Annotated in this window: 22 protein-coding genes; 9 read left to right on the forward strand and 13 right to left on the reverse strand. The window is 71.3% G+C overall.

The genetic code is table 11. The features are described 5' to 3' along the window. Positions 1–49: 49 nt before the first annotated feature. A complete protein-coding gene (locus tag Dfulv_RS05750; RefSeq protein ID WP_259861572.1) occupies positions 50–511 on the forward strand; it encodes a MarR family winged helix-turn-helix transcriptional regulator in 462 nt (153 codons plus the stop codon). 27 nt (positions 512–538) lie between these two features. Here Dfulv_RS05750 and Dfulv_RS05755 read toward each other — a convergent pair whose 3' ends face one another. Next, positions 539–1,396: a hypothetical protein gene (locus Dfulv_RS05755; RefSeq protein WP_259861573.1), complete on the reverse strand. Its 858-nt coding sequence runs from the start codon at positions 1,394–1,396 to the stop codon at positions 539–541. Between the two features lie 77 nt (positions 1,397–1,473). Between Dfulv_RS05755 and Dfulv_RS05760 the strand changes: the two genes are divergently transcribed. Then, positions 1,474–2,109, forward strand: coding sequence for a Dps family protein (locus tag Dfulv_RS05760; protein ID WP_259861574.1), 636 nt, complete (start codon positions 1,474–1,476; stop codon positions 2,107–2,109). Positions 2,110–2,131: 22 nt separating this feature from the next. Continuing rightward, on the forward strand, positions 2,132–4,660 hold the full coding sequence (locus Dfulv_RS05765) for an Hsp70 family protein (RefSeq protein ID WP_259861575.1): 2,529 nt from the start codon (positions 2,132–2,134) through the stop codon (positions 4,658–4,660). On the opposite strand, the gene fabG is transcribed toward Dfulv_RS05765, so the two are convergent. From fabG to hisN, 8 genes are all read right to left on the reverse strand, one after another. Then, the gene (gene fabG / locus Dfulv_RS05770) at positions 4,661–5,392 is read right to left on the reverse strand and encodes a 3-oxoacyl-ACP reductase FabG (protein WP_259861576.1); all 732 of its coding nucleotides are present in this window, start codon (positions 5,390–5,392) and stop codon (positions 4,661–4,663) included. 5 nt (positions 5,393–5,397) lie between these two features. Further along, complete coding sequence (locus tag Dfulv_RS05775; RefSeq protein WP_259861577.1) at positions 5,398–6,564, reverse strand: thiolase family protein; 1,167 nt, start codon at positions 6,562–6,564, stop codon at positions 5,398–5,400. A gap of 791 nt (positions 6,565–7,355) precedes the next feature. Next, entirely contained in the window at positions 7,356–7,739 is a 384-nt protein-coding gene (locus Dfulv_RS05780) for a YybH family protein (RefSeq protein WP_259861578.1), read from the reverse strand. Next, positions 7,736–8,992 carry an MFS transporter gene (locus Dfulv_RS05785; protein WP_259861579.1) on the reverse strand — a complete coding sequence of 419 codons (1,257 nt, stop codon included), beginning with the start codon at positions 8,990–8,992 and terminating at the stop codon, positions 7,736–7,738. The genes Dfulv_RS05780 and Dfulv_RS05785 overlap by 4 nt, the downstream gene beginning before the upstream one ends. Next, positions 8,992–10,251 (reverse strand): aminotransferase class I/II-fold pyridoxal phosphate-dependent enzyme, encoded by a 1,260-nt coding sequence (locus Dfulv_RS05790; RefSeq protein WP_259861580.1) that lies wholly within the window; start codon positions 10,249–10,251, stop codon positions 8,992–8,994. Before Dfulv_RS05790 ends, Dfulv_RS05785 begins: the two co-directional genes overlap by 1 nt. A gap of 37 nt (positions 10,252–10,288) precedes the next feature. After that, positions 10,289–13,285 (reverse strand): putative bifunctional diguanylate cyclase/phosphodiesterase, encoded by a 2,997-nt coding sequence (locus Dfulv_RS05795; protein ID WP_259861581.1) that lies wholly within the window; start codon positions 13,283–13,285, stop codon positions 10,289–10,291. A 156-nt stretch (positions 13,286–13,441) separates the two neighbouring features. After that, positions 13,442–14,314, reverse strand: a complete 873-nt coding sequence (locus Dfulv_RS05800; protein ID WP_259867458.1) for a hypothetical protein — start codon at positions 14,312–14,314, stop codon at positions 13,442–13,444. An 82-nt stretch (positions 14,315–14,396) separates the two neighbouring features. Then, entirely contained in the window at positions 14,397–15,215 is an 819-nt protein-coding gene (gene hisN / locus Dfulv_RS05805; RefSeq protein WP_259861582.1) for a histidinol-phosphatase, read from the reverse strand. Between the two features lie 31 nt (positions 15,216–15,246). Between hisN and Dfulv_RS05810 the strand changes: the two genes are divergently transcribed. Continuing rightward, complete coding sequence (locus tag Dfulv_RS05810; RefSeq protein WP_259861583.1) at positions 15,247–15,810, forward strand: DUF2087 domain-containing protein; 564 nt, start codon at positions 15,247–15,249, stop codon at positions 15,808–15,810. Here the strand turns inward: Dfulv_RS05810 and rsgA are convergent. Both rsgA and aroA read right to left on the reverse strand, forming a co-directional pair. Continuing rightward, positions 15,787–16,857 carry a ribosome small subunit-dependent GTPase A gene (gene rsgA, locus Dfulv_RS05815; RefSeq protein ID WP_259861584.1) on the reverse strand — a complete coding sequence of 357 codons (1,071 nt, stop codon included), beginning with the start codon at positions 16,855–16,857 and terminating at the stop codon, positions 15,787–15,789. The two genes, Dfulv_RS05810 and rsgA, sit on opposite strands and share 24 nt — an antisense overlap. Then, complete coding sequence (aroA, locus tag Dfulv_RS05820) at positions 16,806–18,101, reverse strand: 3-phosphoshikimate 1-carboxyvinyltransferase (RefSeq protein ID WP_259861585.1); 1,296 nt, start codon at positions 18,099–18,101, stop codon at positions 16,806–16,808. Before aroA ends, rsgA begins: the two co-directional genes overlap by 52 nt. 87 nt (positions 18,102–18,188) lie before the next feature. Here aroA and Dfulv_RS05825 point away from each other — a divergent pair, with 87 nt between their 5' ends. The 5 genes from Dfulv_RS05825 (at position 18,189) to rsrA (ending at position 22,161) form a co-directional block, all read left to right on the forward strand. Then, positions 18,189–18,908 carry an SOS response-associated peptidase gene (locus Dfulv_RS05825; RefSeq protein WP_259861586.1) on the forward strand — a complete coding sequence of 240 codons (720 nt, stop codon included), beginning with the start codon at positions 18,189–18,191 and terminating at the stop codon, positions 18,906–18,908. Positions 18,909–19,075: 167 nt separating this feature from the next. Further along, positions 19,076–19,528 (forward strand): WhiB family transcriptional regulator, encoded by a 453-nt coding sequence (locus Dfulv_RS05830; RefSeq protein WP_406567938.1) that lies wholly within the window; start codon positions 19,076–19,078, stop codon positions 19,526–19,528. A gap of 659 nt (positions 19,529–20,187) precedes the next feature. Next, the gene (locus Dfulv_RS05840) at positions 20,188–20,781 is read left to right on the forward strand and encodes an alpha/beta hydrolase family protein (protein WP_259867461.1); all 594 of its coding nucleotides are present in this window, start codon (positions 20,188–20,190) and stop codon (positions 20,779–20,781) included. A gap of 289 nt (positions 20,782–21,070) precedes the next feature. Beyond that, positions 21,071–21,871: a sigma-70 family RNA polymerase sigma factor gene (locus Dfulv_RS05845; RefSeq protein ID WP_319805764.1), complete on the forward strand. Its 801-nt coding sequence runs from the start codon at positions 21,071–21,073 to the stop codon at positions 21,869–21,871. A gap of 5 nt (positions 21,872–21,876) precedes the next feature. Next, a complete protein-coding gene (rsrA, locus tag Dfulv_RS05850) occupies positions 21,877–22,161 on the forward strand; it encodes a mycothiol system anti-sigma-R factor (protein ID WP_259861587.1) in 285 nt (94 codons plus the stop codon). Between the two features lie 149 nt (positions 22,162–22,310). On the opposite strand, the gene Dfulv_RS05855 is transcribed toward rsrA, so the two are convergent. After that, positions 22,311–24,128, reverse strand: a complete 1,818-nt coding sequence (locus tag Dfulv_RS05855; protein ID WP_259861588.1) for a vWA domain-containing protein — start codon at positions 24,126–24,128, stop codon at positions 22,311–22,313. Then, positions 24,125–25,168, reverse strand: coding sequence for a MoxR family ATPase (locus Dfulv_RS05860; protein WP_319805829.1), 1,044 nt, complete (start codon positions 25,166–25,168; stop codon positions 24,125–24,127). Before Dfulv_RS05860 ends, Dfulv_RS05855 begins: the two co-directional genes overlap by 4 nt. Between the last annotated feature and the right edge of the window lie 94 nt (positions 25,169–25,262).

Raw genomic sequence — 25,262 nt, forward strand, 5'->3', positions numbered from 1 at the left:
TACTTAGCCGACTACTTATTAGCCGACTATACATCGGTACGATGGCAGCGTGGAACCGAGCGAGGTCATGCGGGTCAACCGGGCGCTGAACAAGATGAGCAAGCTCTACCGCGCCGCCAAGGCCCGCAAGCTCGCGGCGCTCGGCCTGCACCCCGGCCAGGACGTGCTGCTGTGGCTGCTGGCTCAGGAACGGGACGGCATGACCGTGTCGGAGCTCGCGGCACGGCTGGGCGTCGAGCCGCCGACCGCGACCCGGAGCCTGGCCCGGCTGGAGAGCGGCGGCTGGTTCCGGCGCGAGCCCGTCCCGACCGACCGCCGCCAGGTCCGCATCGTCGTCACGGCCGCCGGCCGTGAGCTGGTTCCCGACATCGAGCGCGCCTGGGCGGAGCTGGCCGAATACGCGGTCGGCGGCGTGAGCCCGGAGCACCGGGAGATCGCGATCAGTGCACTCGAGCAGGCCAACGACCGCCTTCGCACACTGGTCGGCGAAGGCCCGCTGACCGAGGAATGAGCCGGGCCGACGGCGACGAGCTCCCCGTCATCCGAGATCGGCGCAGCTCGACTCGTGGGGGAGCAGCGGACGGAACGAGACGCTCCACGAGGAGCCGCCTGAGGTCCACGGGGTGCGGGCGTTCGCCGATCCCGCCGCCGCCAGGATCTCGGTCACCTGGGCGCCGGTGGCGGTCACGCAACGCACGTCCGGGTGGTCGCCGGCCGGTTCGCCGACCGGTTCGCCGGGCAGCGCGGGGCCCGGCCAGGCCACCGCCGACGGATCCTTGAGCACCGGGTCGTCCGTCGGCTGCCACGGCATGGCGACCACGGCCAGCACCGTGGGCACGTAGGCCGCCGACTGGTCGATCGCACTCGCACCCAGCGTCTTCGGCAGGTCGGTGAGGTCCTCCACCAGGCGCTGCAACTGCTCGCGGGCGGCCCGCTGTGGCTCGGTCAGCTCGTCGGTGGAGCCGATGCCCAGCGCCGGCGCCGAGGTCCGCTGCAGTCCGGCGGCGGTGCGGACCGTGATCTCCGTGGTGGGCGCGTCGGCCACGTTGGGCATGCCGAGGTCGCGGTCCATGCCCACGCCGGCGTCGACCGCCAACTTGGTCAGCTTCGCGATGTCGGCCTGGCTGATGTGCCGCACCTGCACGTTCGGCAGGGCGGGGCCGGGATAGATCGCCGGCACGGGACCGGTGGTGATCACGCGCCCGTCACCGTACACACTCAGGGTTGGCAACTCGGTCACCGCGACGGCGACGGGCACGAACCCGCCGCCGACGCTCACCTGCAGCACCATCTCGCCGGGCGGGAACGAGGCGGTCGGCGCTGACGGGGACGACTCCCCAGCGCAGCCGCCGGCGGCGAGCAGGGCGGTGACGATCAACAGGCGCAGCGACTTCATGCCCGGTCTGACGCAGCGGCACCGAAGACGGTTCCCGCACAGGGTTGAATCGGCGAAGAGCGGGAAGTGCCGCCCCCATGCCTGCCAACAAGAAGAAAGCCACCGGGCCGGTGGCCGACGAGAGCCAGCCGTGGCTGCATCAGCACGGCCGGGAGATCCAGCGCTTCGGAACGATGCGGCAGTTCCCGGTCGCGCTCTCCATGGACGCCCGGGCGTACTCCTGCGAGCGGCTCAACCAGGTGCTCGCCGACACGCAGATCCTCTACTCGCTGTACAAGAAGCACCACTGGCTCATGCGTGGGCCGACCTTCTACCAACTGCACCTGCTGCTCGACAAGCACGCCGGTGAGCAGATCGAGCTCGTCGACGCACTGGCCGAGCGGGTGCAGACGCTGGGCGGCATCGCGGTGGGCGACCCCCGCCACGTCGCCGAGCTGACCCGCGTGCCGCGGCCGCCCGACGGGGCCGAGGAGGTGCCGGCGATGCTGTCCCGGCTGTTGGAGGCCCACGAGATCGTACTGACGGAGGCGCACGACGCCGCCGCGCGCGTGGCCGAGATGGGGGACGACGGCACCAACGACCTGCTGGTCTCCGAGGTCATCCGTACCGGCGAGCTGGAGGCGTGGTTCCTCGCCGAGCATCTGGTCGACACGCCGCTGGTGCACACCGAAAACGAAGTGAGGGCCGTGGCCGGGGCCGGCGCCAAACGTTGATGAGAGGCGCTACCGTGTCGACGTGACGAGGCATAACGAGTCGCAGCTGGGCGTCGACCTGGGCACCACGCACACGGTCGCCGCATTGACCGCCGCCGACGGTCGCAGCCAGCCGTTACTGTTCGACGCCAGCTTCCTGCTGCCGTCGTCGATCTACGCGGAGGTCGACGGGCAGCTGCTCGTCGGCAAGGACGCCGAGCGCAGTGCCCGGCTCGATCCCAGCCGGTTCGAACCCAATCCGAAGCGCCGCGTCGACGACGGCACCGTGCTGCTCGGCTCGCGTGAGTATGTGGTCTCCGACCTGCTCGCGGCCCTCCTGCGGCGCACCGCCGACGAGGCGGCCCGGGTGCTGGGCATCATGCCCGTGCGCTCCGTGCTGACCTACCCGGCGAACTGGGCGACGCACCGCCGCTCGGTGCTCGCCGACGCGGCGGCCCGCGCCGGCATGCCTGCGCCGATCCTGGTGCCCGAGCCGATCGCGGCCGCTGCCTACTTCACCTCCGTCCTCGGGCGCAACATCGCCCCGGGCGGAGTGCTCGTCGTGTACGACTTCGGCGGCGGCACGTTCGACACGACGGTGCTGCGCCGCCGCCCCGACGGCGGCTGGGACGTGCTGGCCAGTGACGGCCTGCCCGACGTCGGCGGCGTCGACCTCGACGCGGCGATCGTCAACCACCTCGGCCAGTCGCTGACCTCGAGGTCGAGCGCCGCGGGCGTCGACGGGCCCGGGGAAGGACTGTCCGACGGCGACCGCTGGCGGCAACTCGTCGAGCCGGGCGACGAGGCGGCCCGGCGCCGGAGCCTGCTGCTGCGCGAGGACGTGCGCCAGGCCAAGGAACAGTTGTCGCGCACCTCGTCGGCGGGCATCCACGTGCCGCTGTTCGACATCGACGTCCACCTCACGCGGTCGGAGTTCGAGCAGCTCGCCCGGTCGTACCTGGAGCGGACCGTCGACCTCACCGTGAGCACCCTCCAGCGGGCCGGCGTGCGGCCGGACCAGATCGGCGGGCTGTTCCTGGTCGGCGGCTCCAGCCGGATCCCGCTGGTCAGCACGCTGCTGCACCAGCGGCTCGGGGTGGCGCCGACCCTGATCGAGCAGCCCGAGCTGGTGGTCGCGCTCGGCAGCGTGCTGGCCGTCATGCCGAGCCGGCCCGCCGCGTTCCCCGCGGGTCCGCCCGGACCGCCACGCCCGCCGGTGATCGCCGGCCCGCCCGGTGTGATGCCAGGGGGCGTACCTCCGGTCGCGCCGGTCTCCGGGCCGAGCATGAGCGGTTCGGTGCCCGTCTCCGGCCTCGGCAGTCCGGGCGTCGGCCCGGTGACCCCGGTCTCGATACCGGCCCCGGGTGCGTCACCGGTGTCGCCGGCCGTCGGCCCGGTGACCGCACCCCCGACCGGCCCGATAGGGGCGCCGCCACCCGTGCCCGGGACGGGGCCGATGGCATCTCCGGTCGCCGCACCGTCCTCGCCTTCGGCGTGGGGCAGCGCCGGCCCGCCGGTGTTGGCACCGCCGGGACCGGGCCCCCACCAGACCGCCATGTTCGGTGCCCCGGGTGTGCCCGGCCTCCCGCAGCAGCAACGCCCCGGCGGCTCCGGTGGCAAGCTTGCCCTGCTCGTCGGCATTGTCGCGGTCTGCGTGCTGCTCCTCGGCGTCGGTGGCGTCGCCGCCTGGAACGCCGTCAGCGACAAGTCGCCGAACACCCAGCGGACCAGCGGCGCCAACCGGGAGGCCGGCACGGGCGGCGGCACCCAGGGCGCCGCCAGCACCAAGGACGCCAGGCCCGGCGCGGAGCAGCAGACCGTCGACGTCGGCAAGACGGTCTGGTACGGGCCGTACAAGCTCAGCTTCGGCAAGCTGACCTACGACTTCAAGGCCGAGGACAACAAGCTCTCCACCGAGGTGCGGGTGGAGAACCTCGGTGAGAAGGACCAGACGCCCTACATCAAGATGATCTTCAACGTCGGCGGCCAGCAGTTCGCCGGCTCGTTCCGGGAGAACACGACGGTCGCGGCCGGTCAGAAGAGCGACTACCACGTCGACTTCCCGGTCTACAAACCGCTCCAGGACAGCATCGCGAGCGGCGAGTTCATCATCGGCGAGGGTGACGAGTCGCAGGCGAAGATCCCGCTGGCCGGGGGTGAGATCGTCGCGTACGAGCCGGTCAACGTCCTCAAGGACAAGAAGGTCAGCATCCGCGACCTGACCGTCACCTTCACCACCTGCGACCTGCGCGGCGGGTTCTTCGACTACAACGGGCAGGTGACGAAGGGCTACCGCGCGCTGACGTGCAAGGTCGACATCCAGTACACCGGCAACAGCAGTCACTACGTCGGCGGCGACAACTTCCGCCTGGGCCAGCCGGACGAGACCGAGGTGGGGCCCACGGTCGCGCCGAACGAGGCGCTCTACAACACCAAGGTCGCGCCCGCCACCAACCTGGGCTTCCAGGTGAAGGCGGACGCGCCCGGCACGTACAAGCTGCGCCTCGTCGACGCGCACGACAAGACGCGGACCGCGGCCGACGTGGCCGAGGTCGACGTCGTCCTCAAGTGATCAGCGCGCGCCGCCGTTGACGTAGAGGGTCTGCCCGGAGACGTACGAAGCCTCGTCGCTGGCCAGGAACGCGATGACGGCCGCGACCTCTTCGGGCTGCCCGACCCGCCGCAGCGGCGTGCGCTCGGCGACCTGCGCCTGGTGCTCCTGCGGCGTGCTGCCGACGCGCTCGGCCGTGGCCGCCGTCATCGGCGTCGCGATATAGCCGGGCGCGACGGCGTTGACGGTGATGTTGTACGGGCCGAGCTCGATCGCGAGCGTCGCGGTGAGCCCCTGCACGCCCGCCTTCGCGGCCGAGTAGTTCGCCTGGCCCCGGTTGCCGAGCGCGGAGCGGCTGCTGAGGTTGACGATCCGGCCGTACCGCGCCGGGACCATCACCTTCTGCGCCGCCTGACAGCAGAGGAACATGCTGGTCAGGTTGGTGGTGAGGACCGCGTTCCACTCGTCGAACGGCATCTTGAACAGCAGGTTGTCGCGCGTGATGCCGGCGTTGTTGACGAGGACGTCGATCCGGCCGATCCGCTCGAACACGGCGTCGACCTGCTCCTTGTCGGTCACGTCGCAGCCGTGGCCGACCGCGCCCGGGATCTCGCCGGCCACCTTCCGCGAGCGGCTCTCGTCGAGGTCGAGCACGACCACCGTGGCGCCCTGCTCGCCGAGCATCCGGGCGGTCGCCGCGCCGATGCCCTGCGCGCCGCCGGTGACGACGGCTGTCCTGCCTTCGAATCGCACGTGGCTCACCTTTCCACCAGTACCGCTGAACCCTGACCCACACCGACACACATCGTCGCCAGCCCTCGCGTGTCCCCGGTCCGCCGCATGCGGTGCAGCAGCGTCGTCAGGATGCGGGCACCGGAGCAGCCGAGCGGGTGCCCGATCGCGATCGCGCCGCCGTCCGGGTTGACGATCTCGGGGTCGATGCCGAGCTGGTCGACGACGGCGAGCGCCTGCGCCGCGAACGCCTCGTTGAGCTCCGCCTGCTGCACGTCGCCGAGCTTCCAGCCGGCGCGGTCGAGCACCTTGCGCGTGGCGGGGACCGGCCCGATGCCCATGACGTCGGGGTGCACACCCGCCGACGCGCCGGCGACGTAACGGCCGAGGGGTTCCAGGCCGCTCCTGCGCAGCGCGTCCTCGCTCATCAGCACCAGCCCGGCGGCGCCGTCGTTGAGCGGCGACGAGTTGCCGGCCGTGACCGTGCCGTCCGTGCGGAAGACCGGCTTGAGCTTGGCGAGCTTCTCGAGGCTGGTGTCCTGGCGGATGCCCTCGTCGGCGCTCACCCCGTCGACGACGACGATCTCGTCGGCGAAGTGCCCGCCGTCCCGGGCCGCCGCGGCCTTCTGGTGGCTGCGCAGCGCGAACGCGTCCTGCCGCTCCCGGCCGACGTGGTAGCGCGCGGCGACCTCCTCGGCGGTCTCGCCCATGCTGAGCAGGCCGTGCAGCTCCTGCATGCGCGGGTTGACCAGCCGCCAGCCGAGCCGGGTGTCGGCGATGCTCATACTGTTGGGCAGCCCGTCCTCCGGCCGCGGCAGCACGAACGGCGCGCGGCTCATGGACTCCGACCCGCCGGCGATGACGATCTCGGCCTCACCCGACGCGACGGTACGGGCGGCGATCGTCACCGCCTCCATACCGGATGCGCAGAGCCGGTTGACGGTGGCGCCGGGCACGGTCTCGGGCAGCCCGGCGAGGAGCACCGCCATGCGGGCCACGTTCCGGTTGTCCTCGCCGGCCTGGTTGGCGGCTCCCCAGTAGATTTCGTCGACGGTGGCCGGGTCGATGGCGGTCCGCTCGACGAGATCCTTGACGACGGTGGCCGCGAGATCGTCGGGCCGCACGTGTGAGAGAGCCCCGCGCAACTTCCCGATCGCCGTCCGCCGTGCGGCGGCAAAGTACACGGTTCGCATGGCTCAAAACTAACACCGTTAGTTGCCGAGCCGAACCCCCTTTGTCGATGCGGTATCCACCAACGTTGACCGGTTTCGCCCTCGTCGATCTTGCAGGTGTGGTGCCGGGGCCGTCCCTGAATGCTCGGCTTGTAGGTGCCACAACTGCAAGATCGATACGCAGCCGGCTGGCGAACGTCAGTGGACGCCGCGCTCGGGCGTCAGGGCCGTTCTTTCCAGCGCTGGGGGCCATGATTGTGAACCTGTCGCGATCATGGGGTGGGGTGTGGTGGTCGGTGCGTTGCCCGATCGCGAAGGTGGGTGACTCGGACCTGATGTGTCGGAAATTTCCGGCGAGCGGCGGCGTTTTGGCCTCCCCTGAGTTGACCTTGGAAGATTGTGGTGCCTATGGCAACCGAAATCTTCCAAGGTCAACTCGTCGCCCGACCTCGCCAGGTGTGTTTAGGGGGAATGTCGGGAATGTCGGGCAGGCAGAAAGTGGCCAGCGGCCAGGAGTAGCGGGTAGGAGCGGCGGCCGGGAGTAGTGGTGCGGGCAGGGGCCAGGAGCGGCGGGTGAAGCGCTGGCTGGGAGCGCTGGCTGGGAGCGGTGGCCAGGGGCGGTGGCCAGGGGCGGTGGCCAGGGGCGGTGGGCCGGGAGTGCTGGCCGGGTGTGGGTGTGGGTGTGGGGGTGGGGGCGGTGAGTGACGAACGTGGGGTGGCGGGCGGGCGTGGGTGGCGGTTGTGGCGGGCGTGGGTGGGTGGCGCGGGTGGGAGCGGGTGGGAGCGGGACGTGGCCTGCGCGGAGCGCTGGGTCAGGTGGGTTCGGCGCCTTGGACGGCTCGCCAGAGCCAGGCACCCGACGGGCGGCGGGACAGCAGGCCCGTCACGCGGTAGGGGAACGTAGCCACGGCGCCGTCGGGGGTGTGCTCCGCGCCGTCCGCCTCGGCGATCACGAACGCCGAGCCGGGTAGCGAGTGCACGGTCGCCGACGTTGTTTGCCAGGAGTATGCCGCCGGGCGGGAGAACAGTTCGGTCAGCAGGTCCCGCACCGCGGAGCGGCCCGTCGCGGACTCGCCCGCCTCGGAGCCAACGTACGTGATGTCGTCGTCCGGCACGAAGCAGGCCAGCACCGCGTCGACGTCCCGGCTCAGGAACGCCGACCCCAGCCGGTCGACCATCTCTACCGGATCGCTCACGACGTCACCACCTGCTGGCGGGGTGAGCGCATGCCCGGGAGGTAGAGGAAGGCGAAGGTCACGACGGAGCCCAGCACGCCGGCGCCGATGAGTGTCTCGCGCACCCCGATCGCCGAGGCGACCGGTGCGGCCAGCGCGTACGACAGCGGTACCAACGCGATCGAGATGAACCAGTCCACCGAAGATACCCGGCCCATCAGCTCCTCCGGGACCAGTCGTTGCTTCGCAGTCGCCCAGGCGATCGTCCCCGCCGCCTCGAGCCCGTTGACGAGCGCGCACGCCACCGCGAGGTGCCACGAGGACGAGGCCACGCCGTAACCCGCCACCGCCAGTGTCGCGAGGGTCCACGAGACGTAGATGAATTTCATGTACTGCCGTGGCACGCCCCGCTGACCGACGATGAGGGCGGCGGCGATGGCGCCGATGCCGCCGCTCGCCAGTACCAACCCTAGATCACCGGCGGTGCCGTGCAGCTCGTTCTTGACGACGAACGGCAGCAGAACCTCGGTGGGGCCGATGAACAGCAGGTACGCGAATGTGGCGGCGACAAACGTGCCCCACAGCCAGACGTTGCGGCGGACGAAGCTCATGCCCTCCTTGAACTCGCTCCAGAGTGATCCCGCCTCGTCCGGATCACCCATCTGCAGGGGCCGCATGAGCAGCAGGCAGGTGGCCGAGATCGCGAACGTCACGGCGTCGATGGCGAAGGCCAGCCCGCTGCCGCCGAGGGCGATGAGCACGCCGCCCAGCGACGGGCCCGCCATCTGCAGGGCGGTCGGGCGGACGAACTGGTCGAGCGCGTTCGCCTGCACCAGTTCGTCGGAGGGCACCAGCCGCGGCACGAGCGAGTCGAACGCCGGTCCGAAGAAGCCCGACCCCGCGCCGTAGACCGCGACCAGTGCCACGATGTGCCAGATCTGGATGGTGCCGGAGAGGCTGAGCGCCGCCAGAACGGTGAGCACCGCGCCCCGCACCAGATCGGTGCAGAGCATGATCTTCCGCTTGTCGAACCGGTCGCTGATCACGCCGCCGAAGAGCAGCGTGACGACCTGGGGCAGCGAGAGGGCGAACCCGACGACGGACATCGCCGCCGGGGCGCCCGACAGCGCGTACACCTGCCAGGCCAAGGCGACGAGCAGGATGCCGTCGCCGATCAGCGAGGTGCTCATCCCGGTCCACAACAACCGGAAGTCCCGGCCGCGCAGCGGGATGAGCAGCGCCGGAAGCTCGCGCGGGGCGCGGTGCCGTCCCATTACGCCGCGTCTCGCAGCTGCTGGCCGGCGGCGAGTTCGGAGAGCACCGCGTTGAGGTCGTCGAGCTCCTCGTCGGTGTTCGCGGCCGTCACCTGGATGCGGAAGCCGACCTGATCGCGTGGCACCAGCGGATACGCGGCAAGGGTCACGTAGACGCCGCGGTCCCAGAGGAACTGCCCGACCTGCTGGATGTCCTGGCCCTGCGCGAGCGGCAGTTCGATGATCGGGGTGGTGCCGGTGTTGGGCGTGTAGAGGCCCAGCGCGCGCACGTGGTCGAGGACCTTCATCGTTTTGCGGTACAGGTCGGCGCGGATCTCGTCGCCGCGCTTCTCGTTGACGTCCAGGCCGGCCATGACGGTGGCGAGGGAGGCCGTCGGCGAGGGGCCCGAGTAGAGGTACGGCGGGGCCGCCACCTTGAGGTGGTTCTTCAGCCAGGTCGGCAGGGCCAGGAACGCCATCAGCGACGAGTACGCCTTGGAGAAGCCGCCGACGAGCACGATGTTGTCGTACGTCTCGCCGGCGTACTTCACGATCGCGTTGCCCCGGGAGCCGTACGGCGACGTCTCGTCGGGTGTGCGCTCGCCGATGACGCCGAAGCCGTGGGCCTCGTCGACGTAGAGCAGTGCGTCGTTTTCCCGGCATACCTGGGCAAATCGGGCCAGATCCGGAGCGAGGCCGGTCATGCTGTTGACGCCGTCCATGGCGACGAGGCGGGCGACGCCCTTCGGTGCGGCCTTCAGCAGCTCCTCGAGGTGGTCCGGGTCGTTCGCGCGGAACCGCTGGACGGTGGCGCCGAGGCCCTTCGCGTACATGCAGCCGTCGTAGATCGTCTTGTGCGACTGCGAGTCGAGGAAGATCATGCCCTTGCCGGCGAGCACCGGGATCACGGACATGTGGATGTGCGTGATGGTCGGCAGCAGCAGCGTGTCGGGCGCGCCCAGCAGTTCGGTCAGCCGCTCCTCGATCTCGATGTACGGCTTCGGGTTGCCCAGCAGCCGCGACCAGCTGGGGTGGGTGCCCCAGGTGCGGACGTACGGGTCGACCGCGTCCATGATCTCCGGTTCGAGGTCGAAGCCGAGGTAGTTGCACGAGGCGAAGTCGGACAGCCAGTGGTTGCCCACCCGGATCCGGCGGCCGTTGATCTCCTCGATCGTGGCGTCGTACATCGGGCTGCTCATGCGCAGCCGTTCCAGGTCGTCCCAGCGCCCGTCACGCCGGACGTAGGCGGCCTTGGTGCTGTGCAGCGGGTGGACGGTCATTCGTGGTGCCTCTCGGGTTGAAGGGTGGTGTGCGACTTCACGCCATGGCGGCGAAGGGTGCGGCTTTCGGGATCAGCGCGAACGCGTCGGGCTCGGACAGCGGCCGGGCGAAGAGGTAACCCTGGCCGTACGGGCAGCCGACCTGCCGCAGGGCCTCCCGCTGGCCGGGTTCCTCGACGCCCTCGGCGACGACGGCGAGGTCGAACGTCTGCGCCAGCTGGACGATCGCGGTCACGACCGCCCGCTGCTGGGCCGACGAGAGCATGTCGTCGATGAACGACTTGTCGATCTTCAGTACGTCGATCGGCATGTGCTGGAGGTACGACAGCGACGAGTAGCCGGTGCCGAAGTCGTCGATCGCCAGCCGGATGCCCATCGCGCGCAGCGCGTCGAGGTCGGCGCGCACCTGGTCGTCGTTGCGCAGCAGCAGGCTCTCGGTGATCTCCAGCAGCAGCGTGCCGGGCTCGACGCCGGAGGTGCGCAGCATCTGCCGCACCTCCTCGACGAAGCCAGGCGCGCGGAACTGCCGTGCGGAGACGTTGACGCTGATGTACCGCAGGGCGCCCGGCTCGGTGGCGTGCTGCCAGCGGCCGGCCGTGTTCAGCGCCTGCTGGAGCACGATCCGGCCCATGGGCACGATCAGGCCACTCTCCTCGGCGACCTCGATGAACTGCCCGGGCGGGATCATCCCGCGGGTCGGGTGGTTCCACCGCACCAGCGCCTCGAAGCCCAGCGGCACGCCGTTGTCCAGGTCGACGATCGGCTGGTACTGCAGGACGAACTGGTGCTCCTTGATCGCCTGGTCGAGCGCGGCGCGCAGCTCCAGCCGCTCCAGCACGGCGGTGTGCAGGTCCGACTGGTAGCGCCGCCACTGGCCCTTGCCGGCGCCTTTGGCGACGTACAGGGCCAGGTCGGCCTGGCGCATGAGCTCCTCGGCGGTGCCGGCGTCGACCGTCGTCGACAGGCCGATGCTGCTGACGCCGTTGACCACCTCGCCGGCCACGTTGAACTCCTCGGCGAGCGCCGCGACGATCCGTTCGGCGGCGAGCTCGAGGTCGGCCATCGAGGCGGTCTCGATAAGCGCGGCGAACTCGTCGCCGCCGAGGCGGGCGACGGTGTCCGTCGAGCGCAGCTGGTTGATGATCCGCTCGCCGACGGCCTTCAGCAGCGCGTCGCCGACCGCGTGGCCCAGCGTGTCGTTGACGATCTTGAAGTCGTCGAGGTCGATGAAGAGCACGCCGACGAGGCTGCCGTCGCGCCTGGACCGCGCCACCGACTGCTCCACCCGGTCCTGGAAGAGCACCCGGTTGGCCAGCCCGGTGAGCGAGTCGTGGAACGCCTGCCGGATGAGCTGCTCCTCCAGCTGGCGGCGCTCGGTCACGTTGCGCACGGTCAGCACCAGGCCGCTGACGGTCTGGTCGTCGCGCAGGTCGCGGCAGTCCAGCTCGACCAGCAACTCGCTGCCGTCCACCCGCTCGGCGCGCGCGTCGACCATGGTGTGCAGCTGCAGGCCGCCCCGCACCTGCGCCAGCAGCTCGGCCAGCCGGGCGCGCTCGTCGCGGGCCACGAACTCCCACAGCTCGTAGCCGGCGAGCCGCTCGTCACCGAACACCGCGCCCGCGGAAGGGCTCGCGTACTGGATGACGTCGTTCTCGTCGATGATGAGGATCACGTCGGACGTGTTGTGGATGAGCGTACGGAAGTACGCCTCGTTGCTGCGCCGGTTGACCTCCGCCGTCAGCGTGATCCGCTCCAGCGCCATGGCGGTCTGCGATGCGAGCACCTCGAACGTCGGCTGCAGCGCCTGGAGGGCCTCGGTGGATGCGCCGAGGTACAGCATGTCGGCCTCGCTGCCGAGCGGGTGGCGCAGCGCCGAGCTGAACTCGCGCAGGTCCGCCCGGACCTCCGGTTCCAGGCCCGAGACCCGGACCAGTCCGGGCTCGTCGGCGCGCTTGGCGTGCACGAACACGACCTTGTGCGAGGTGCCGTCGGGCAGCAGACGGGCGAGTGCGTGCCGGACCGCCGCCATCGCCTCGGTGGCGTCGGCCGCGGAGACCAGCGTCGTGGTGGCCTCGCGCAGCTCCCGCTCACGGACGATCGACTGGCGGTGGTTGGCCATGACGCCGGCGAGGCGGGCCAGCACCAGGACGAACATGACACCCGAGCTCGCCGCGATGACCGCCGCGTCGTGGACCCGGCCGAGGCTCGCCTCGATGAGCAGCACGGCGGGTGCGATCAGCGAGGCGGCACCCAGCAGGGCGATCCGTCGCGCGCCGAGGTCGGCCGACGAGGCGCGGGTCGGCTCGGTCAGCTGGACCATCGACGGGTGGAGTGCGGCCGCGGCCCAGCCGGAGTAGCAGATCACCCAGCCGAGATCGGTGGGGCCGCCGACGTGCCAGGAGCCGTTGAGCTGGATCAGGCCGTAGACCACGTCGGCGACGAGGAGGCCCGCGGTGCCGAGGCCGAGTATGTTGATCGAGGGGTTGCGCCGGACGCCGCCGGTCAGCAGACGGGCGAAGACCGCCAGGGTCAGCACGTCCCCCAGCGGGTAGGCGATCGACACCAGCTTCTGGATCAGCGTGAGCTCGGTGCTCTGCACGTACGGCTCGATCAGGAAGATCCAGGACAGCAGCGCCAGGCCGATCGTGAGGGTGGCCGCGTCGAGCAGGCTGTCGCGGTTGCTGCGGCCGGTCCGCGAGCGGATGAAGCCGAGCAGGCCGCCGGCGACGAGGGGGTACATCGCCAGGTACAGCGCGTCGGGGAAGGACGGGAACGGGTTATCCAGGCCGAACACGTCGGTCAGGAGGTTGTAGAGGAAGTCGCCGGCCCCGAACATGAACAGCGCGGCGGCGAGCAGCAGCCACGGCCAGCGGCGGCGCGGTTTGTGCACCAGGACGCCGACGACCACGCCGGCGGTGCTGGACAGCCCGATGGCGCCCCACCAGAGCATGTGCATGTCCGGCCAGAGGTAGAAGGCCACGGTGAGCAGCGCCATCCACGCCGCGAACCAGGCACTGAGGGTGCGTGTCAGCACGGTGCCGGCCCCCTTCCGCTCGCGATCCGCCTCTGCGAGGGTCCAGATCGGTCAGACGGAAGAGGTCTGAACGAGAACGAAGGGTGCGGCTCGGGTCCTCCGAGTTGCCGGGCGGGTCACCCGGACGGTTGACGGCGGCAGTCCGCGCCGGATCGCCTACTGACGGTGGCTGGCGTGCATCGGCTCGAGGTGTTTCGGCGCCCGGTGGGCCGGCTCCGGTTTGACCTGGTGGTGGTGCTGCGGCTCGGCGTAGAAGCTCAGTCCGAGCACACTGCCCAGGGTCACCACGAACCCCAGTCCCACCAGCCACTCACGGCCCGGCCAGACGCCGTCGCCGAGCACCAGCAGGCCGATCAGCGCGGCGGGCACGGCGCCGGCGGCGTCCATGGCGGCGACCGCGGCGGTCGTCGAGCCGCGCTGCATCGCCAGGCCCAGCAGCAGTTGGCCGACCAGCGAATGGGCGATCAGAAGGTACGACAGCGGATCCGTGCCGAACTCGGTGAGTGAGCTCGCCGAGGCGAGGGGCCGGGACGCGACCGCCGCGGCGCCGAACGCCACGCCGGAGAGCGACCCGAGCACCACGGATCCGGGTGCGCCGTGCAGCCGGACGGCGAAGAAGCCCACCACGCCCAGCGCGACGAGCACCAGGACCAGGCCCAGCACGCCGCCCGCGCCGAGTTGGCGCGACGGTGCCGGTTTGGCGGCCAGCACCAGCGCGGCGATGCCGACGGTGAGGGTCAGGAGCAGCGTGATCTCGGTCCGTGGCAGCCGCCACTTGAGGATCAGCACCCCCAGCAGGGTGGTGACGCCGAGCCCTGCGGCCATGGCGGACTGCACAAGGAAGAGCGGCAGGTCCCGCCGGGCGAAGAAGGCCAGTGCGAAGCCGCCGAACTGGCAGACGATGCCCACCAGATACGACTTGTGGCGGCCCAGGCGCAACAGCAGCATCGGGTGGAAGCCCTGATGCAGGTCGGTGCGGGCGGCGGCTACGGATTGGAGCAGGTTGGCCACGCCATAGGCGGCGATCATCGCGCCGAGGAACAGCCAACTCCAAGATGCCACCCGAGGAGGATAGACCGCCCCGGAGGGCAGAGCATACGGACCTTTCGGTTCAGCCGGACAATCCGGATAATCTGGTGCTGACCAAACGGGTGAGCACGTCTTCGTGCAGATGGCCGTTGGTCGCAATGGCGCTGCCACCGCCCGGACCAGGGTTTCCTTGCAGGTCGGTGAACGTGCCGCCGGCCTCGGTGACGATCGGCACCAGCGCCGCCAGGTCCCACAGCGACAGCTCCGGCTCGACCATGATGTCGACCGCACCCTCGGCGAGCAGCATGTAGCCGTAGAAGTCGCCGTACGCCCGCTGGCGCCACGTGCGGCGCATGAGGTCCAGCATGCTGTTGAGCCGGCCGGCCTCCTCCCAGCCGCGCAGCGACGAGTAGCAGAACGACGCGTCGGCGAGCCGCCGCACGCCGCTGGCCCGGATCGGTGTGGCCGCCGCGGTGTGCCGGCCGGCATACGCCCCGTGGCCGATCGCGCCCCACCAGCGCCGCCCGAGCGCCGGCGCCGACACCAGGCCGACGACCGGCTGGTCGCCCTCCATCAGCGCGATCAGCGTCGCCCAGATGGGCACGCCGCGGACATAGTTCTTGGTGCCGTCGATCGGGTCGATGACCCACTGGCGGCTGCCCGGCCCGGCGGCGGCCTCGGTCGCGCCGTACTCCTCGCCGAGCACGCCGTCGCGCGGGCGGGCCCGGGCGAGCGTGGCCCGCAGCGCCTTCTCGACCGCGGTGTCGGCCTCCGTGACGGGGGTCAGGTCCGGTTTGGTGGTGACGTGCAGATCCTGCGCGCGGAAGCGCGGGACCGCGATCGCGTCCGCGGTGTCGGCGAGAAGATGAGCGAGGGCCAGATCGTCCGCGTAGCGCGCCATGCGCGGAAACTTAGCCGACGATCGCCACCCGATGGCAGTACTGTCGCCGTTTGTGACCCCGTCCCCTACAGCACTGTGCGGCCTGCTGGCCGAGGAAACCCGGCTCCGCGTGTTCGCCGCCGTGGTGCTCGGCGCCCGTTCCCCCAGCACGGTCGAGGAGGCGTCCGGGCTGCCGTCCCGGACCGTGGAGGGCGCGATCCGCCGGCTCCAGCAGGGTGGTCTCCTGGCCGTCGCGGACGGCGCGCTCGTGCCCCTCGTCGACGCTTTCAAGGATTCCGTACGGTCCGCGGCCGCCCAGGCCCCGCCGGCCGAGCGGCTGGACCCGGACCGCCAGCGCGACCAGGTCCTCCGCACGTTCATCGTCGACGGGCGGCTCGCGCAGATGCCGGCCGCGCACGGCAAGCGGCTGGTGGTGCTGGAGCACATCGCCGCGTCGTTCGAGCCCGGCGTGCGATATCCGGAGCGCGAGGTCAACGCCGTCCTGCGGGCCTGGTTCGACGACTACGCCGCCCTGCGCCGCTACCTCGTGGACACCGGCTTCCTGAGCCGCGTCGACAATGTCTACTGGCGCTCAGGAGGCGCTGTCGACGTCTAGGGTCCCTTCCTTCGACGCGAGCAGCCGCCGGAACGACTCCAGGCGTCTCGGGTCGGCGCCGCCCTCCGCGACCAGCTTGTCCAGGCCGCAGTCGCCGCCCGCGCCGGTGTGGTCGCAGTTCGGCGGGCAGCGCGTCGACGCCTCCACCAGGTCGGGGAAGCCGTGCAGCAGGCTGTCCGCCGAGACGTGCGCGAGCCCGAACGACCGGATGCCCGGGGTGTCGATGATCCAGCCCAGGTCGCCCGGCAGTTGGAGGGCCAGGGCACTCGTCGACGTGTGGCGGCCCTTGCCGACCGCGCTGACCGTGCCGACCGCCCGGTCCGTCCCCGGCACCAGCCGGTTGACCAGCGTCGACTTGCCCACGCCGGAGTGCCCGATCATGACGGAGACCCTGCCGCTCAGCTCCGCGACCAGTTCGTCGAGCGGCCGGTCGGGGCGGGTCAGCACGTAGGGCAGGTCCAGCTCGGCGTAGTAGTCGAGGGTCTCCTCCGGTCCGGCGAGATCGCCCTTGGTCAGGCACAGCAGCGGGTCGATCTCCGCGTCGTACGCCGCCACCAGGCACCGGTCGATGAACCCGGTCCGCGGCAGCGGGTCCTGCAGGGAGCTGACGATGACGAGCTGCTCGGCGTTGGCGACGACGACCCGCTCGAACCGGCCCTCGGTGCCGCCCTCTTCGTCGTCGGCCGTTCGCATCAGCACCGACTTCCGCTCGTCGATGCGGACGATCCGCGCGAGCGTGTCCGGCCGGCCGCTGACGTCACCGACGATCTGCACGTGGTCGCCGACCACCACCCCGTGGCGGCCGAGCTCGCGGGCGCGCATGGCGGTGACGGTGGTCCCGGCGCCGGCGGTGTGGCAGGTGTACCTCCCGCGGTCGACCGCGACCACGAGCCCCTCGACGGCATCGCTGTGCTTCGGCCGTTGGCGCGTGCGAGGGCGCGAGGAGCGGCCCGGCCGGATCCGGACGTCGTCCTCGTCGTATTCGCGCTTTCGCCTCAGTCGGTCCCTCCAGTGCCACCGTTGCCGCCCTGCACCATGGTCGACCATAGCCGGGGAAAGCCCGGCAGCGTCTTTGCGGTACATGCCACGTCGTCGAGCCGCACGTCGCCGACGGTGAGCCCGATGACCGCGGCGGCGTGCGCGAGCCGGTGGTCGTCGTGGGTGCGGAACGTCGCGCCGCGCAGCGGCCGCGGCCGGATCCGCAGCCCATCGGCGTCCCCGGTCACGTCGGCGCCCAGGGCGGTCAGCCCGGTGACCAGCGCGGCGATCCGGTCCGGGCCGAGCCCGACGCCGTAGAGGTGGGACGGCGCGTCGGCGACCGCCGCAAGCGCGGCCAGCACCGGGGTGGCCTCGGTGACGCCGGACAGGTCGGCGGTCAGCCCGTGCACGCCGCCCGAGCCGCGCATCACCAGCCCGCGGGGCGTGAGCGCCGGTTCCCCGCCCATCCGCCGCAGCACGCCCAGCAGATGGCCGGCGGGCTGACCGGTGGCAGGGGGCCACCCCTCGATCGTCACGGCGCCGCCGGTGACCATTGCCGCGGCCAGGAACGGGACCGCGCCCGACAGGTCCGGCTCGATGTCCCACGCCCGCCCGGTCAGCCGCCCCGGCTCGACCGCCCACACGTCCGGCCGGCTGTCGTCCACGCCGGCCCCGGCGGCGCGCAGCATGTGCACCGTCAGGGCGATGTGCGGCTTCGGTACGGGCGGGCCGACGTGCCGCACCACCACCCCGCGGTCGAACTCCGTCGCGGCGAGGAGCAGGCCGGACACCAGCTGGCTCGACGCGGAGGCGTCGATGGTCACCGTGCCGCCCCTGACGCGCCCGATGCCGCGGACCGTCATCGGCAGGGTGCCGCCGGTCGCGTCGATCCGCACCCCGAGCGCGCACAGCGCGCCGATGAGGGGCGCCATCGGCCGGCTGCGGACCCGCGGGTCCCCGTCGAACGTCACCTCCCCGTCGGCCAGTCCGGCGACCGCCGGCAGGAACCGCATGACCGTGCCCGCCGTCTCGACGTCGATCCGGGCCGGTCCCCTGAGTGGACGCGACCGCAGCAGCCAAAGGTTGTCGTCGACCGTGGACACGTGGGTGCCCATGGCCCGCAACCCACCCGCCATCAGTTCGATGTCCCGCGCCCGCAGCGGGGCGCGCAGCGTGCTGGCGCCGAGGGAGAGCGCGGCGAGCACGAGCGCCCGCGCCGTCATCGACTTCGATCCGGGCAGGCGGATCACGGCCCGGATCGGCCCGCTTGCGGTCGGTGCCGTCCAGGGCAGGTGGACACTTCCGTATGGCACGCGTTCAGTGTGCAGGCCGTTTCGGACTGTAGCGAAAGATGTGATTGTCTCCGCATTTTTGTCGGTGGTGGTCGGTACGGTGGCGGTATGTGTGGGAGGTACGCGACCAGCCGCAGCAACGTCGACCTGAGCGCTCTGTTCGAGGCGGCCGACGAGACCGACGGGCTGGAGCCGGACTACAACGTGGCCCCGACCGACCAGGTCCCCGTCGTGCGCGTGTCGGCCTCGGCCGGCGGCCGGGTCCTCAGTGAGGTGCGCTGGGGGCTGGTGCCGGCGTGGGCGAAGGACCCGAAGGTCGGCGCCCGCATGATCAACGCCCGGGCCGAGACGGTCGCGACGTCCAACGCGTTCGCGCAGTCCTTCACCCGGCGGCGCTGCCTGGTCCCGGCCGACGGCTGGTTCGAGTGGGTCCGCGGTGAGGGCAAGGCCAAACAGGCCTATTTCATGACACTCGGGGCGGACGAGCCGTGTGTGTTCGCCGGGATCTGGACGGTGTGGGGGCAGGACGAGGGTCGGTTGCTCACGTGCAGCATCGTCACGGCTCCGGCCGTCGACGATCTGGCACTGGTCCACGAGCGCATGCCGCTGCTGCTGCCGCGGGAGCGCTGGGAGTCGTGGCTGTCCGGACCCGCCGACGCCGCGTTGCTCGAGCCGACCCCGTCGTCGCACGTCGCAAGGTTGGAGCTACGTCCCGTAGGGGCCCGGGTGGGCGACGTGCGCAACGACGGACCTGGATTGCTCGACCGGGTGGCCGCCCCGCCGCTCCGGCCGAGTGATGTCAAGCCGATCGATCTGACCCTTTTTTAGGCTGAAAGTCCGAATGCAAGTCCGGCAGCTTTTGCTGATCGGCGTGAAACTCTTGTAATTGCAGTCGATTGTGCGATACAACACAGCGCCGGTGGGTCTATGTCGGATGGGGGCATCCCGACATTCACCCGCTTTGCATTCGTTTGACCCACGGGGGAGGTGGGTGTATGACCAGGGCGCGGATGCCACGCCCGCACGAGGTTGCTGCGGCTCGACGAGACCCACGACTGCTGCGAGCCTTCAACGAACAACAGGGCGACGGTGCCTGGCGCACTCGCGGCGCATGTCAGACAGTGGATCCGGAGACGTTTTTTCCGGCTCCGAGCGAGCCGGCCGACGCGGCCGTCGCGCTCTGCCGCACCTGCGACGTCCAGGGAGCGTGTCTTGCCTGGGCGCTCGAGGTCGGTGACTGCCACGGTGTCTGGGGAGCCACAACACCGCGCGAGCGGCGTGCGATGCTCGTCGCATGGCGCAGCGAAGTGCCGGCGGCGGTGATCTCCGGCCCGGCGACCGGTCCGGACAAGCGACTCGGCGCGGTGGCCTGCCTGCCGCTGTTGCCGATTCCACGGCCTCGTCGGGCGGTCGACCAGCCGGACCCGGTGGGCGCCGGCACCACCTGAGCCACCCGCCGATCCACCCGGCTCCGGCCGGTCGGCATGATCGCAAGCCGCCATCGACGTCGGCTCCTGCGGCCACGCCTTCGTCCGGCAAGCCCCTGCCGGACGCCGGTCAGCCGGGCAAGCCTGCGCCTGGCGGGCCGCGGTCCACAACGACCGCCGCCCGCAAGGCCGCGGCTGCGAAGGCGACACCCACCAAGGCCACGGCCGCTAAGACCACGGCCGCTAAGGCTGCGGTCGCCAAGGCGGCCGCTAAGGCTGCGGTCAGCACGGTTGCGGCCGGTTCCAAGACCACCCGCACCACCGCGAGCAAAGTGGCTGCCAAGGCTGCAGTAACCAAGGCGGCGGCCGGCAAGGTGGCGCCGGGCAAGGCGGCTGCTAAGGCTGCGGCCGGCACGGTTGCGGCAGGTTCCAAGACCGCCCGCACCACGGCGGGTAAGGCCACGGCGGGCAAGGTGGCTGCCAAGGTCACGCCCGGCAAGGTCACGCCCGGCAAGGTGGCTGCCAAGGCCACGGCGGGCAAGGTCACGCCCGGTAAGGCAACGGCCGCCAGGGCCACGGTCGGCGGTGCGGCGGTCAACGCCCCGTCCGCCGGCACAGCGGTCGGCCTGTCGCCCGTTCGGGTCACCGCCGCGGCGATCAAGGCCGTCCGCGGGCTGTCGCTGGCCGGTCAGGAGGTCGAGACCCCGTACGGACCGGCCCGGTACTCGCTCGACGTCCCCGGCGCGTACTCCGGCACGCTGCTCGTCCTCGGCCACGGGGCCGGGGGAGGCGTCGACGCCGTGGATCTGGTGGCGGTGCGGGACGCGGTGCTCGGTGCCGGGGCGGCGGTGGCGATGGTCACCCAGCCGTACCGGGTCGCCGGCCGGCGCGCGCCGGCGCCCGCCAACCAGCTTGACGCCGCCTGGCTCACCGTGATCGCCGAAATGCGGGGGCGGGTGCCGGTGAAGAACCTGATCGTCGGTGGGCGGTCCAGCGGGGCCCGCGTCGCCTGCCGTACCGCCGTGGCCGGAGGGGCGGCGCGCATCCTCGCGCTCGCGTTTCCGCTGCACCCGCCCGGCAGGCCGGAGCGGTCGCGGGCCGACGAACTGAACACCGGGCTGCCGACCCTGGTCATCAACGGTGGTGCGGACCCGTTCGGTGTGCCCGAGCCGGGGCCGACCGTGCTCGTGGAGGTGCTGCCGGGGGAGACCCACGCCCTGTCGAAGACGCCGGGAGCGGTGGCGGCGCTCGCCGTACCGTTTGTGACCACCTGACGTGTGAATTGTGTTGCCGCTGGCGTCACCCGGTGTAGACGGGGTCGTTGGGTCAGGTGTGACCGGTGCAAATCGGACACTCTCCACACCGCAGATCGCTCAGATCCGCAACCTCCCAGGCCCTTCCTGTTCCCGGTGGCCGGACCGGTCCCAACCTCTAGGTCGGCCACCGGGGCAGGCGGGGGTCACCAACCCCGGACCCCGCCATCCGGAATGATCGCTGGGCCCCCGTTGTTGCACGGGGGGTGCGACGCTGCCGAGGCGTCGCTGGTGGAGGGAAGACAACAGCGTGGCAACACTCGAGCGTGAGGACCGGCGAGTCCGCGAGTTGCTGTTCAGCCCGGCGTGGCCTGCAGCGACGGACGCGGAGCCCGATCCGAACTGGCAGCCCATCACGCGTGAGCAGTTGACGGGCGCCACAAACTCAGAACTCGCTCAGCAACTCGGCGTATCCTCGGCGGGACGGTCGAGGGTGGGAGTCGCACGAGTGGTGAGCAGCGAGAGCACGGAGCAGCAGCGTGTGCGGTTCGAGCGCGACGCGTTGCCGTTCATCGATCAGCTTTATGCGGCTGCTCTGCGCATGACGCGAAACCCGTCGGACGCAGAGGACCTTGTCCAGGAGACGTTCCTCAAAGCGTTCGCGGCGTTCCATCAGTTCGAGACGGGCACCAACCTCAAGGCCTGGCTGTACCGCATCCTCACAAACACCTATATCAACTCCTACCGTCGCCGGCAGCGGCAGCCCGTGCAGGCGCCGACCGAGGAGATCACCGACTGGCAGCTCGCCGAGGCTGAGAGCCACACGTCCAGCGGTCTGCGTTCCGCCGAGACGGAGGCCCTCGACCGGCTGCCCGACTCCGACGTCAAGGAGGCGCTGCAGTCGCTTCCGGAGGAGTTCCGCCTGGCCGTCTACCTGGCCGACGTCGAGGGCTTCTCCTACAAGGAAATCGCCGACATCATGAACACGCCCATCGGCACCGTGATGTCGCGACTCCACCGGGGGCGGCGCAACCTGCGCCGATCGCTTGAGGCCTATGCTGCCGATCGGGGATTCACCCGCACGCCGTCTGCTGAGCCGAGCGAGGTCTGAAACCGATGAGCTGTGGAGACCCGCACGAGACCGACTGCAGTGACGTCCTGGCCGAGGTATACCTGTATCTCGACCTGGAGTGCTCCGACGACCGTCGGCTGACGATCCGCGAGCACCTCGACGAATGCTCGCCGTGCCTGCGTGAGTTCGGCATCGAGCAGGAGGTCAGGGCGCTCGTGGCCCGGTGCTGCGGCTCGGATCTCGCCCCCGCCGAGCTCAAGCAGCGGCTCAGGACGAAGCTCAGCGAGCTCGTCCTCAACGCCGAGACTCGCGAGCTGCGTCCGGACTAGACTCCGGACACGAGAATTCGGCCCGGCACGACAGGCTGGCCCCGGGGCGGGGCCCGGCCGCCGGGCTCGGGACCTGCCTGTCCGGGCGCCGGGGAAGACGCCCGGACAGGCAGTTGGACGCCGCCGGCGCCTGAGGCGCCGGCGGCGTCTTATTGCAACCGGAAGACCGGGGCCCGGGTCGGAAACGGCAGCTGCGCCGACGCCGGCATCAGGAACGCATGCGTGCGGCGGACCCGGACCGGGTCGCACTCGCCGTCGGTGATCACCAGGATCGGCGCGTCCGGCGGGAAGTCCTCGGCGCGTTCCAGCAGCCGCACCCCCGGCTGCAGTTGTGTGCCACCCCGGCCCTTGACCCGCACCCGGCCGGCGATGTCGGCCACCGGCAGGTAGCCCGCGTCGTAGGCCGCGGCGTCGCAGAACACGACCCGCGCGGCCGGGACGTCCCGAGCGGTGGCGTATGACGCGATCGCGCCCAGCGCCTTGCCCAGCAGGGTGCGGTCCATCGAGCCGGACGTGTCCAGCACCACGCCGAACGTTGACCGCGCCACCTCCTCCTCCGGCCAGTGCCATCCGGGCCGGGGGATGCGCGGGGTGGCGGACTGCCGGCGGGAGGCGCGGGCGTACGTCCGGCGCCGCTCCGGCACGCGGACATGCTCCTCGAACCACCTCGCCAGCTGTGCGTCCCACGGCAGCGGCGGCTGGTCCAGCGCGCGGATCTCCTCGACCAGCCCGGCCGGCAGGGATCCGCGCTCATGCGACTCGTGGAACGCGAGCCCGGTGGCGAGCGCCCGCCGGTAGAAATCGTCGAGGTCGGTGCCCCGGTGCGGCACGGCGGCGTCGCTCAGCACGTCGCCGAGGCCCCGGCCGCGCAACGTCCCCAGCCGGCGCAGCCGGCGCAGGTCGCGGGCGATCAGGTCGTACACCTCCTCGGCCCCGGCACCCTGGAACAGCGGGTCGAAGAGCACGCCCTCGGGCAGGTCCCCGACGCGCATCTCGACCAGCCACCCGTTGATGACGTAGTCGGTCGCGACGTTCCACAGGTACGGGTCACGCGGCCCGACCCGATCGGCGTGCCGCAGCGCGGCGTGCAGCATCTCGTGGGCGATGACGAACCGCCGTTCCTCGGCCGTCAGCTGCGCGAAGGGGTTCACGTAGATCTCCGCGAGCGCGGGATCGACGGCCGCGATGCCGATCGAGAGGCGTCGGATGATGTCGTACGAACTGACGAGCGTGAACCCGGCGGCGAGCCCACCCAGCAACGGGTAGGACGACACGAACCACTGCCTGGCCCGCTCCCACCGCGCGTCGACGCTCCGTTCGGCGGGCTCCCGGAGCCGCCCGGCGTCGGCGACGGCGGAGGCGGCCGCGGCGCCCAGCCCGATGGCGAGCCGGTCCGGCCAGCTCATCGGCGTCGGCGCGGTCGCCGGCCGGACGCACCGGTCCGGCGGGACCGGCGCCGGGTCGACGTCGCCGGCCGAACCCCCGGCGGAGCAGCCGGCCAGGTCGGCGGGGATGCCGGAGACCCGCCACCGCTCGGCGAGCGGCTCCTCGGGCGCCTTCGGCAGCTCCGGCAGCAGCATGGGGGAGTGCCCGAGCCGCAGCTCGTTCTGGAACCGCGCCACGGCGACGCACCGCGCGAGCGCCAGGTGGGCGTCGGGCAGCGGAGATCCGGGCTCGAGGTGGCCGAAACCGAGGTGGAGTGCGCAGTGGGCGAAGACCCAGCGCCACTCGTCCAGCGCCAGCGGGGCCTGCTTGTTGGCGACGACCAGCCCGTCGGCCCGGACGCGGGCGTAGCCGCGGGCGCGGATCAGGTCCGGGTCCTCCACCCAGTCCAGGCGCAGCGTCGGCAGCCCGCTGTGCGTCGGGTCGTCGCTCAGGCCGCTGAACATCGGGCTCTGCGTCACGGCCCGCCAGGCCTGCAGGACCGTCTCGCGCCGCGGGTCGAGGCGCTTCGCGGCCGGCTTCATATCCGGGCGGCGACGAGCCGGGGAAGGTCGCGGGTCACCTCGACCAGGAACCACGCGGGCAGGACCGGCACGCCGTCGTCGTCGGTCGCGATGACGAGCTGCGCACACTCCAGCGAGATCTCCGCCAGCTCGACGAGCAGTGACTTCGCGCGCACGGCGAACCGGCGCACCGTGGGCGACGCCTGCTCGCGGCTTGCCGGCAGGTCCCGGATCAGCCGGGCGCGGAACGCCTCGGCGAAGAAGTACAGCAGGTCACGGTCGGTCGCGGCGCGCGGCCACGACGCGTCGCCGCGCACGATCGCCTCCAGGCCGTAGCGGTGCCGGAGCGTCTTGACGTAGGCGCTGAAGGCCGATGCGTGCGAGGGGGAGAGGGTGCCGGAGGCAAGCACAGCCAGTACCTCCGCCGCCAGATCGTCGCCGAACGAGTGCAGCGCGTCGCTCAGCATGTGCCACGACCGGGGCGTCGAGAACGGCTCCTCGGTCTTCGGCGGCTTGGCCCACAGGTGGTCGGGGCGCTGCGTGAGGTAGTCGACGATCCAGGGGTGCACGCCGGCGCCGGCCGCCCACCGCAGCCAGTCGTCGGCGTTGGCCCGCAGGTGGACGTGGATGAGGCGGTTGAGCAGAGCGGACGCCATCGGCCGTGCGAGGGCGTTGTCGCTGGCGCGGTTGCCCGCACCGATCACGATCGAGCCGGCCGGCAGCTCGTACGCGCCGATCCGCCGATCGAGGATCAGCGAGTAGAACGCCTTCTGCACCTCCGGCGAGGCGGCGTTGAGCTCGTCGAGGAACAGACAGTACGGCTCGTCGCGGGCGATCGACTCCGGCGGTGCGAACCGGCTGCGCCCGTTACGCAGCTCGGGCACGCCGATGAGATCCTCGGGGGCGAGCTGCGTGCCGATCAGCGTGACGCACTCCAGCCCGAGCGCGGCGGCGAACTGCCGCACGAGCGAGCTCTTGCCGATGCCGGGCTGGCCCCAGACGAACACGGGTCGGACGACCGCCAGGTGCAGGAGCACGTCGGGCAGGGCCGCCGGGGTCACCGTGATCGTCGATTCCATCGCGGCAATGATGCGTTCGTCCGGTGGTACCGCGCGACCGGGTTTCCCACCGATATGCTGCGGAACGCAAGGAGCA

Source organism: Dactylosporangium fulvum (assembly GCF_025137375.1).
Classification (GTDB): Bacteria; Actinomycetota; Actinomycetes; order Mycobacteriales; family Micromonosporaceae; genus Dactylosporangium; species Dactylosporangium fulvum.

Excerpts from the sequence above, each read along its gene's own strand:
- rsgA (WP_259861584.1), bottom strand. The coding sequence starts at position 16,857 with ATGGTCGACCATGGTGCAGGGCGGCAACGGTGGCACTGGAGGGACCGA.
- Dfulv_RS05830 (WP_406567938.1), top strand. The coding sequence starts at position 19,076 with ATGACCAGGGCGCGGATGCCACGCCCGCACGAGGTTGCTGCGGCTCGA.
- hisN (WP_259861582.1), bottom strand. The coding sequence starts at position 15,215 with ATGGCGCGCTACGCGGACGATCTGGCCCTCGCTCATCTTCTCGCCGAC.
- Dfulv_RS05785 (WP_259861579.1), bottom strand. The coding sequence starts at position 8,992 with ATGGGACGGCACCGCGCCCCGCGCGAGCTTCCGGCGCTGCTCATCCCG.
- Dfulv_RS05755 (WP_259861573.1), bottom strand. The coding sequence starts at position 1,396 with ATGAAGTCGCTGCGCCTGTTGATCGTCACCGCCCTGCTCGCCGCCGGC.
- Dfulv_RS05800 (WP_259867458.1), bottom strand. The coding sequence starts at position 14,314 with ATGATCGCCGCCTATGGCGTGGCCAACCTGCTCCAATCCGTAGCCGCC.
- Dfulv_RS05790 (WP_259861580.1), bottom strand. The coding sequence starts at position 10,251 with ATGACCGTCCACCCGCTGCACAGCACCAAGGCCGCCTACGTCCGGCGT.
- Dfulv_RS05760 (WP_259861574.1), top strand. The coding sequence starts at position 1,474 with ATGCCTGCCAACAAGAAGAAAGCCACCGGGCCGGTGGCCGACGAGAGC.
- Dfulv_RS05810 (WP_259861583.1), top strand. The coding sequence starts at position 15,247 with ATGGCAGTACTGTCGCCGTTTGTGACCCCGTCCCCTACAGCACTGTGC.
- Dfulv_RS05775 (WP_259861577.1), bottom strand. The coding sequence starts at position 6,564 with ATGCGAACCGTGTACTTTGCCGCCGCACGGCGGACGGCGATCGGGAAG.
- Dfulv_RS05825 (WP_259861586.1), top strand. The coding sequence starts at position 18,189 with ATGTGTGGGAGGTACGCGACCAGCCGCAGCAACGTCGACCTGAGCGCT.
- Dfulv_RS05855 (WP_259861588.1), bottom strand. The coding sequence starts at position 24,128 with ATGAAGCCGGCCGCGAAGCGCCTCGACCCGCGGCGCGAGACGGTCCTG.
- rsrA (WP_259861587.1), top strand. The coding sequence starts at position 21,877 with ATGAGCTGTGGAGACCCGCACGAGACCGACTGCAGTGACGTCCTGGCC.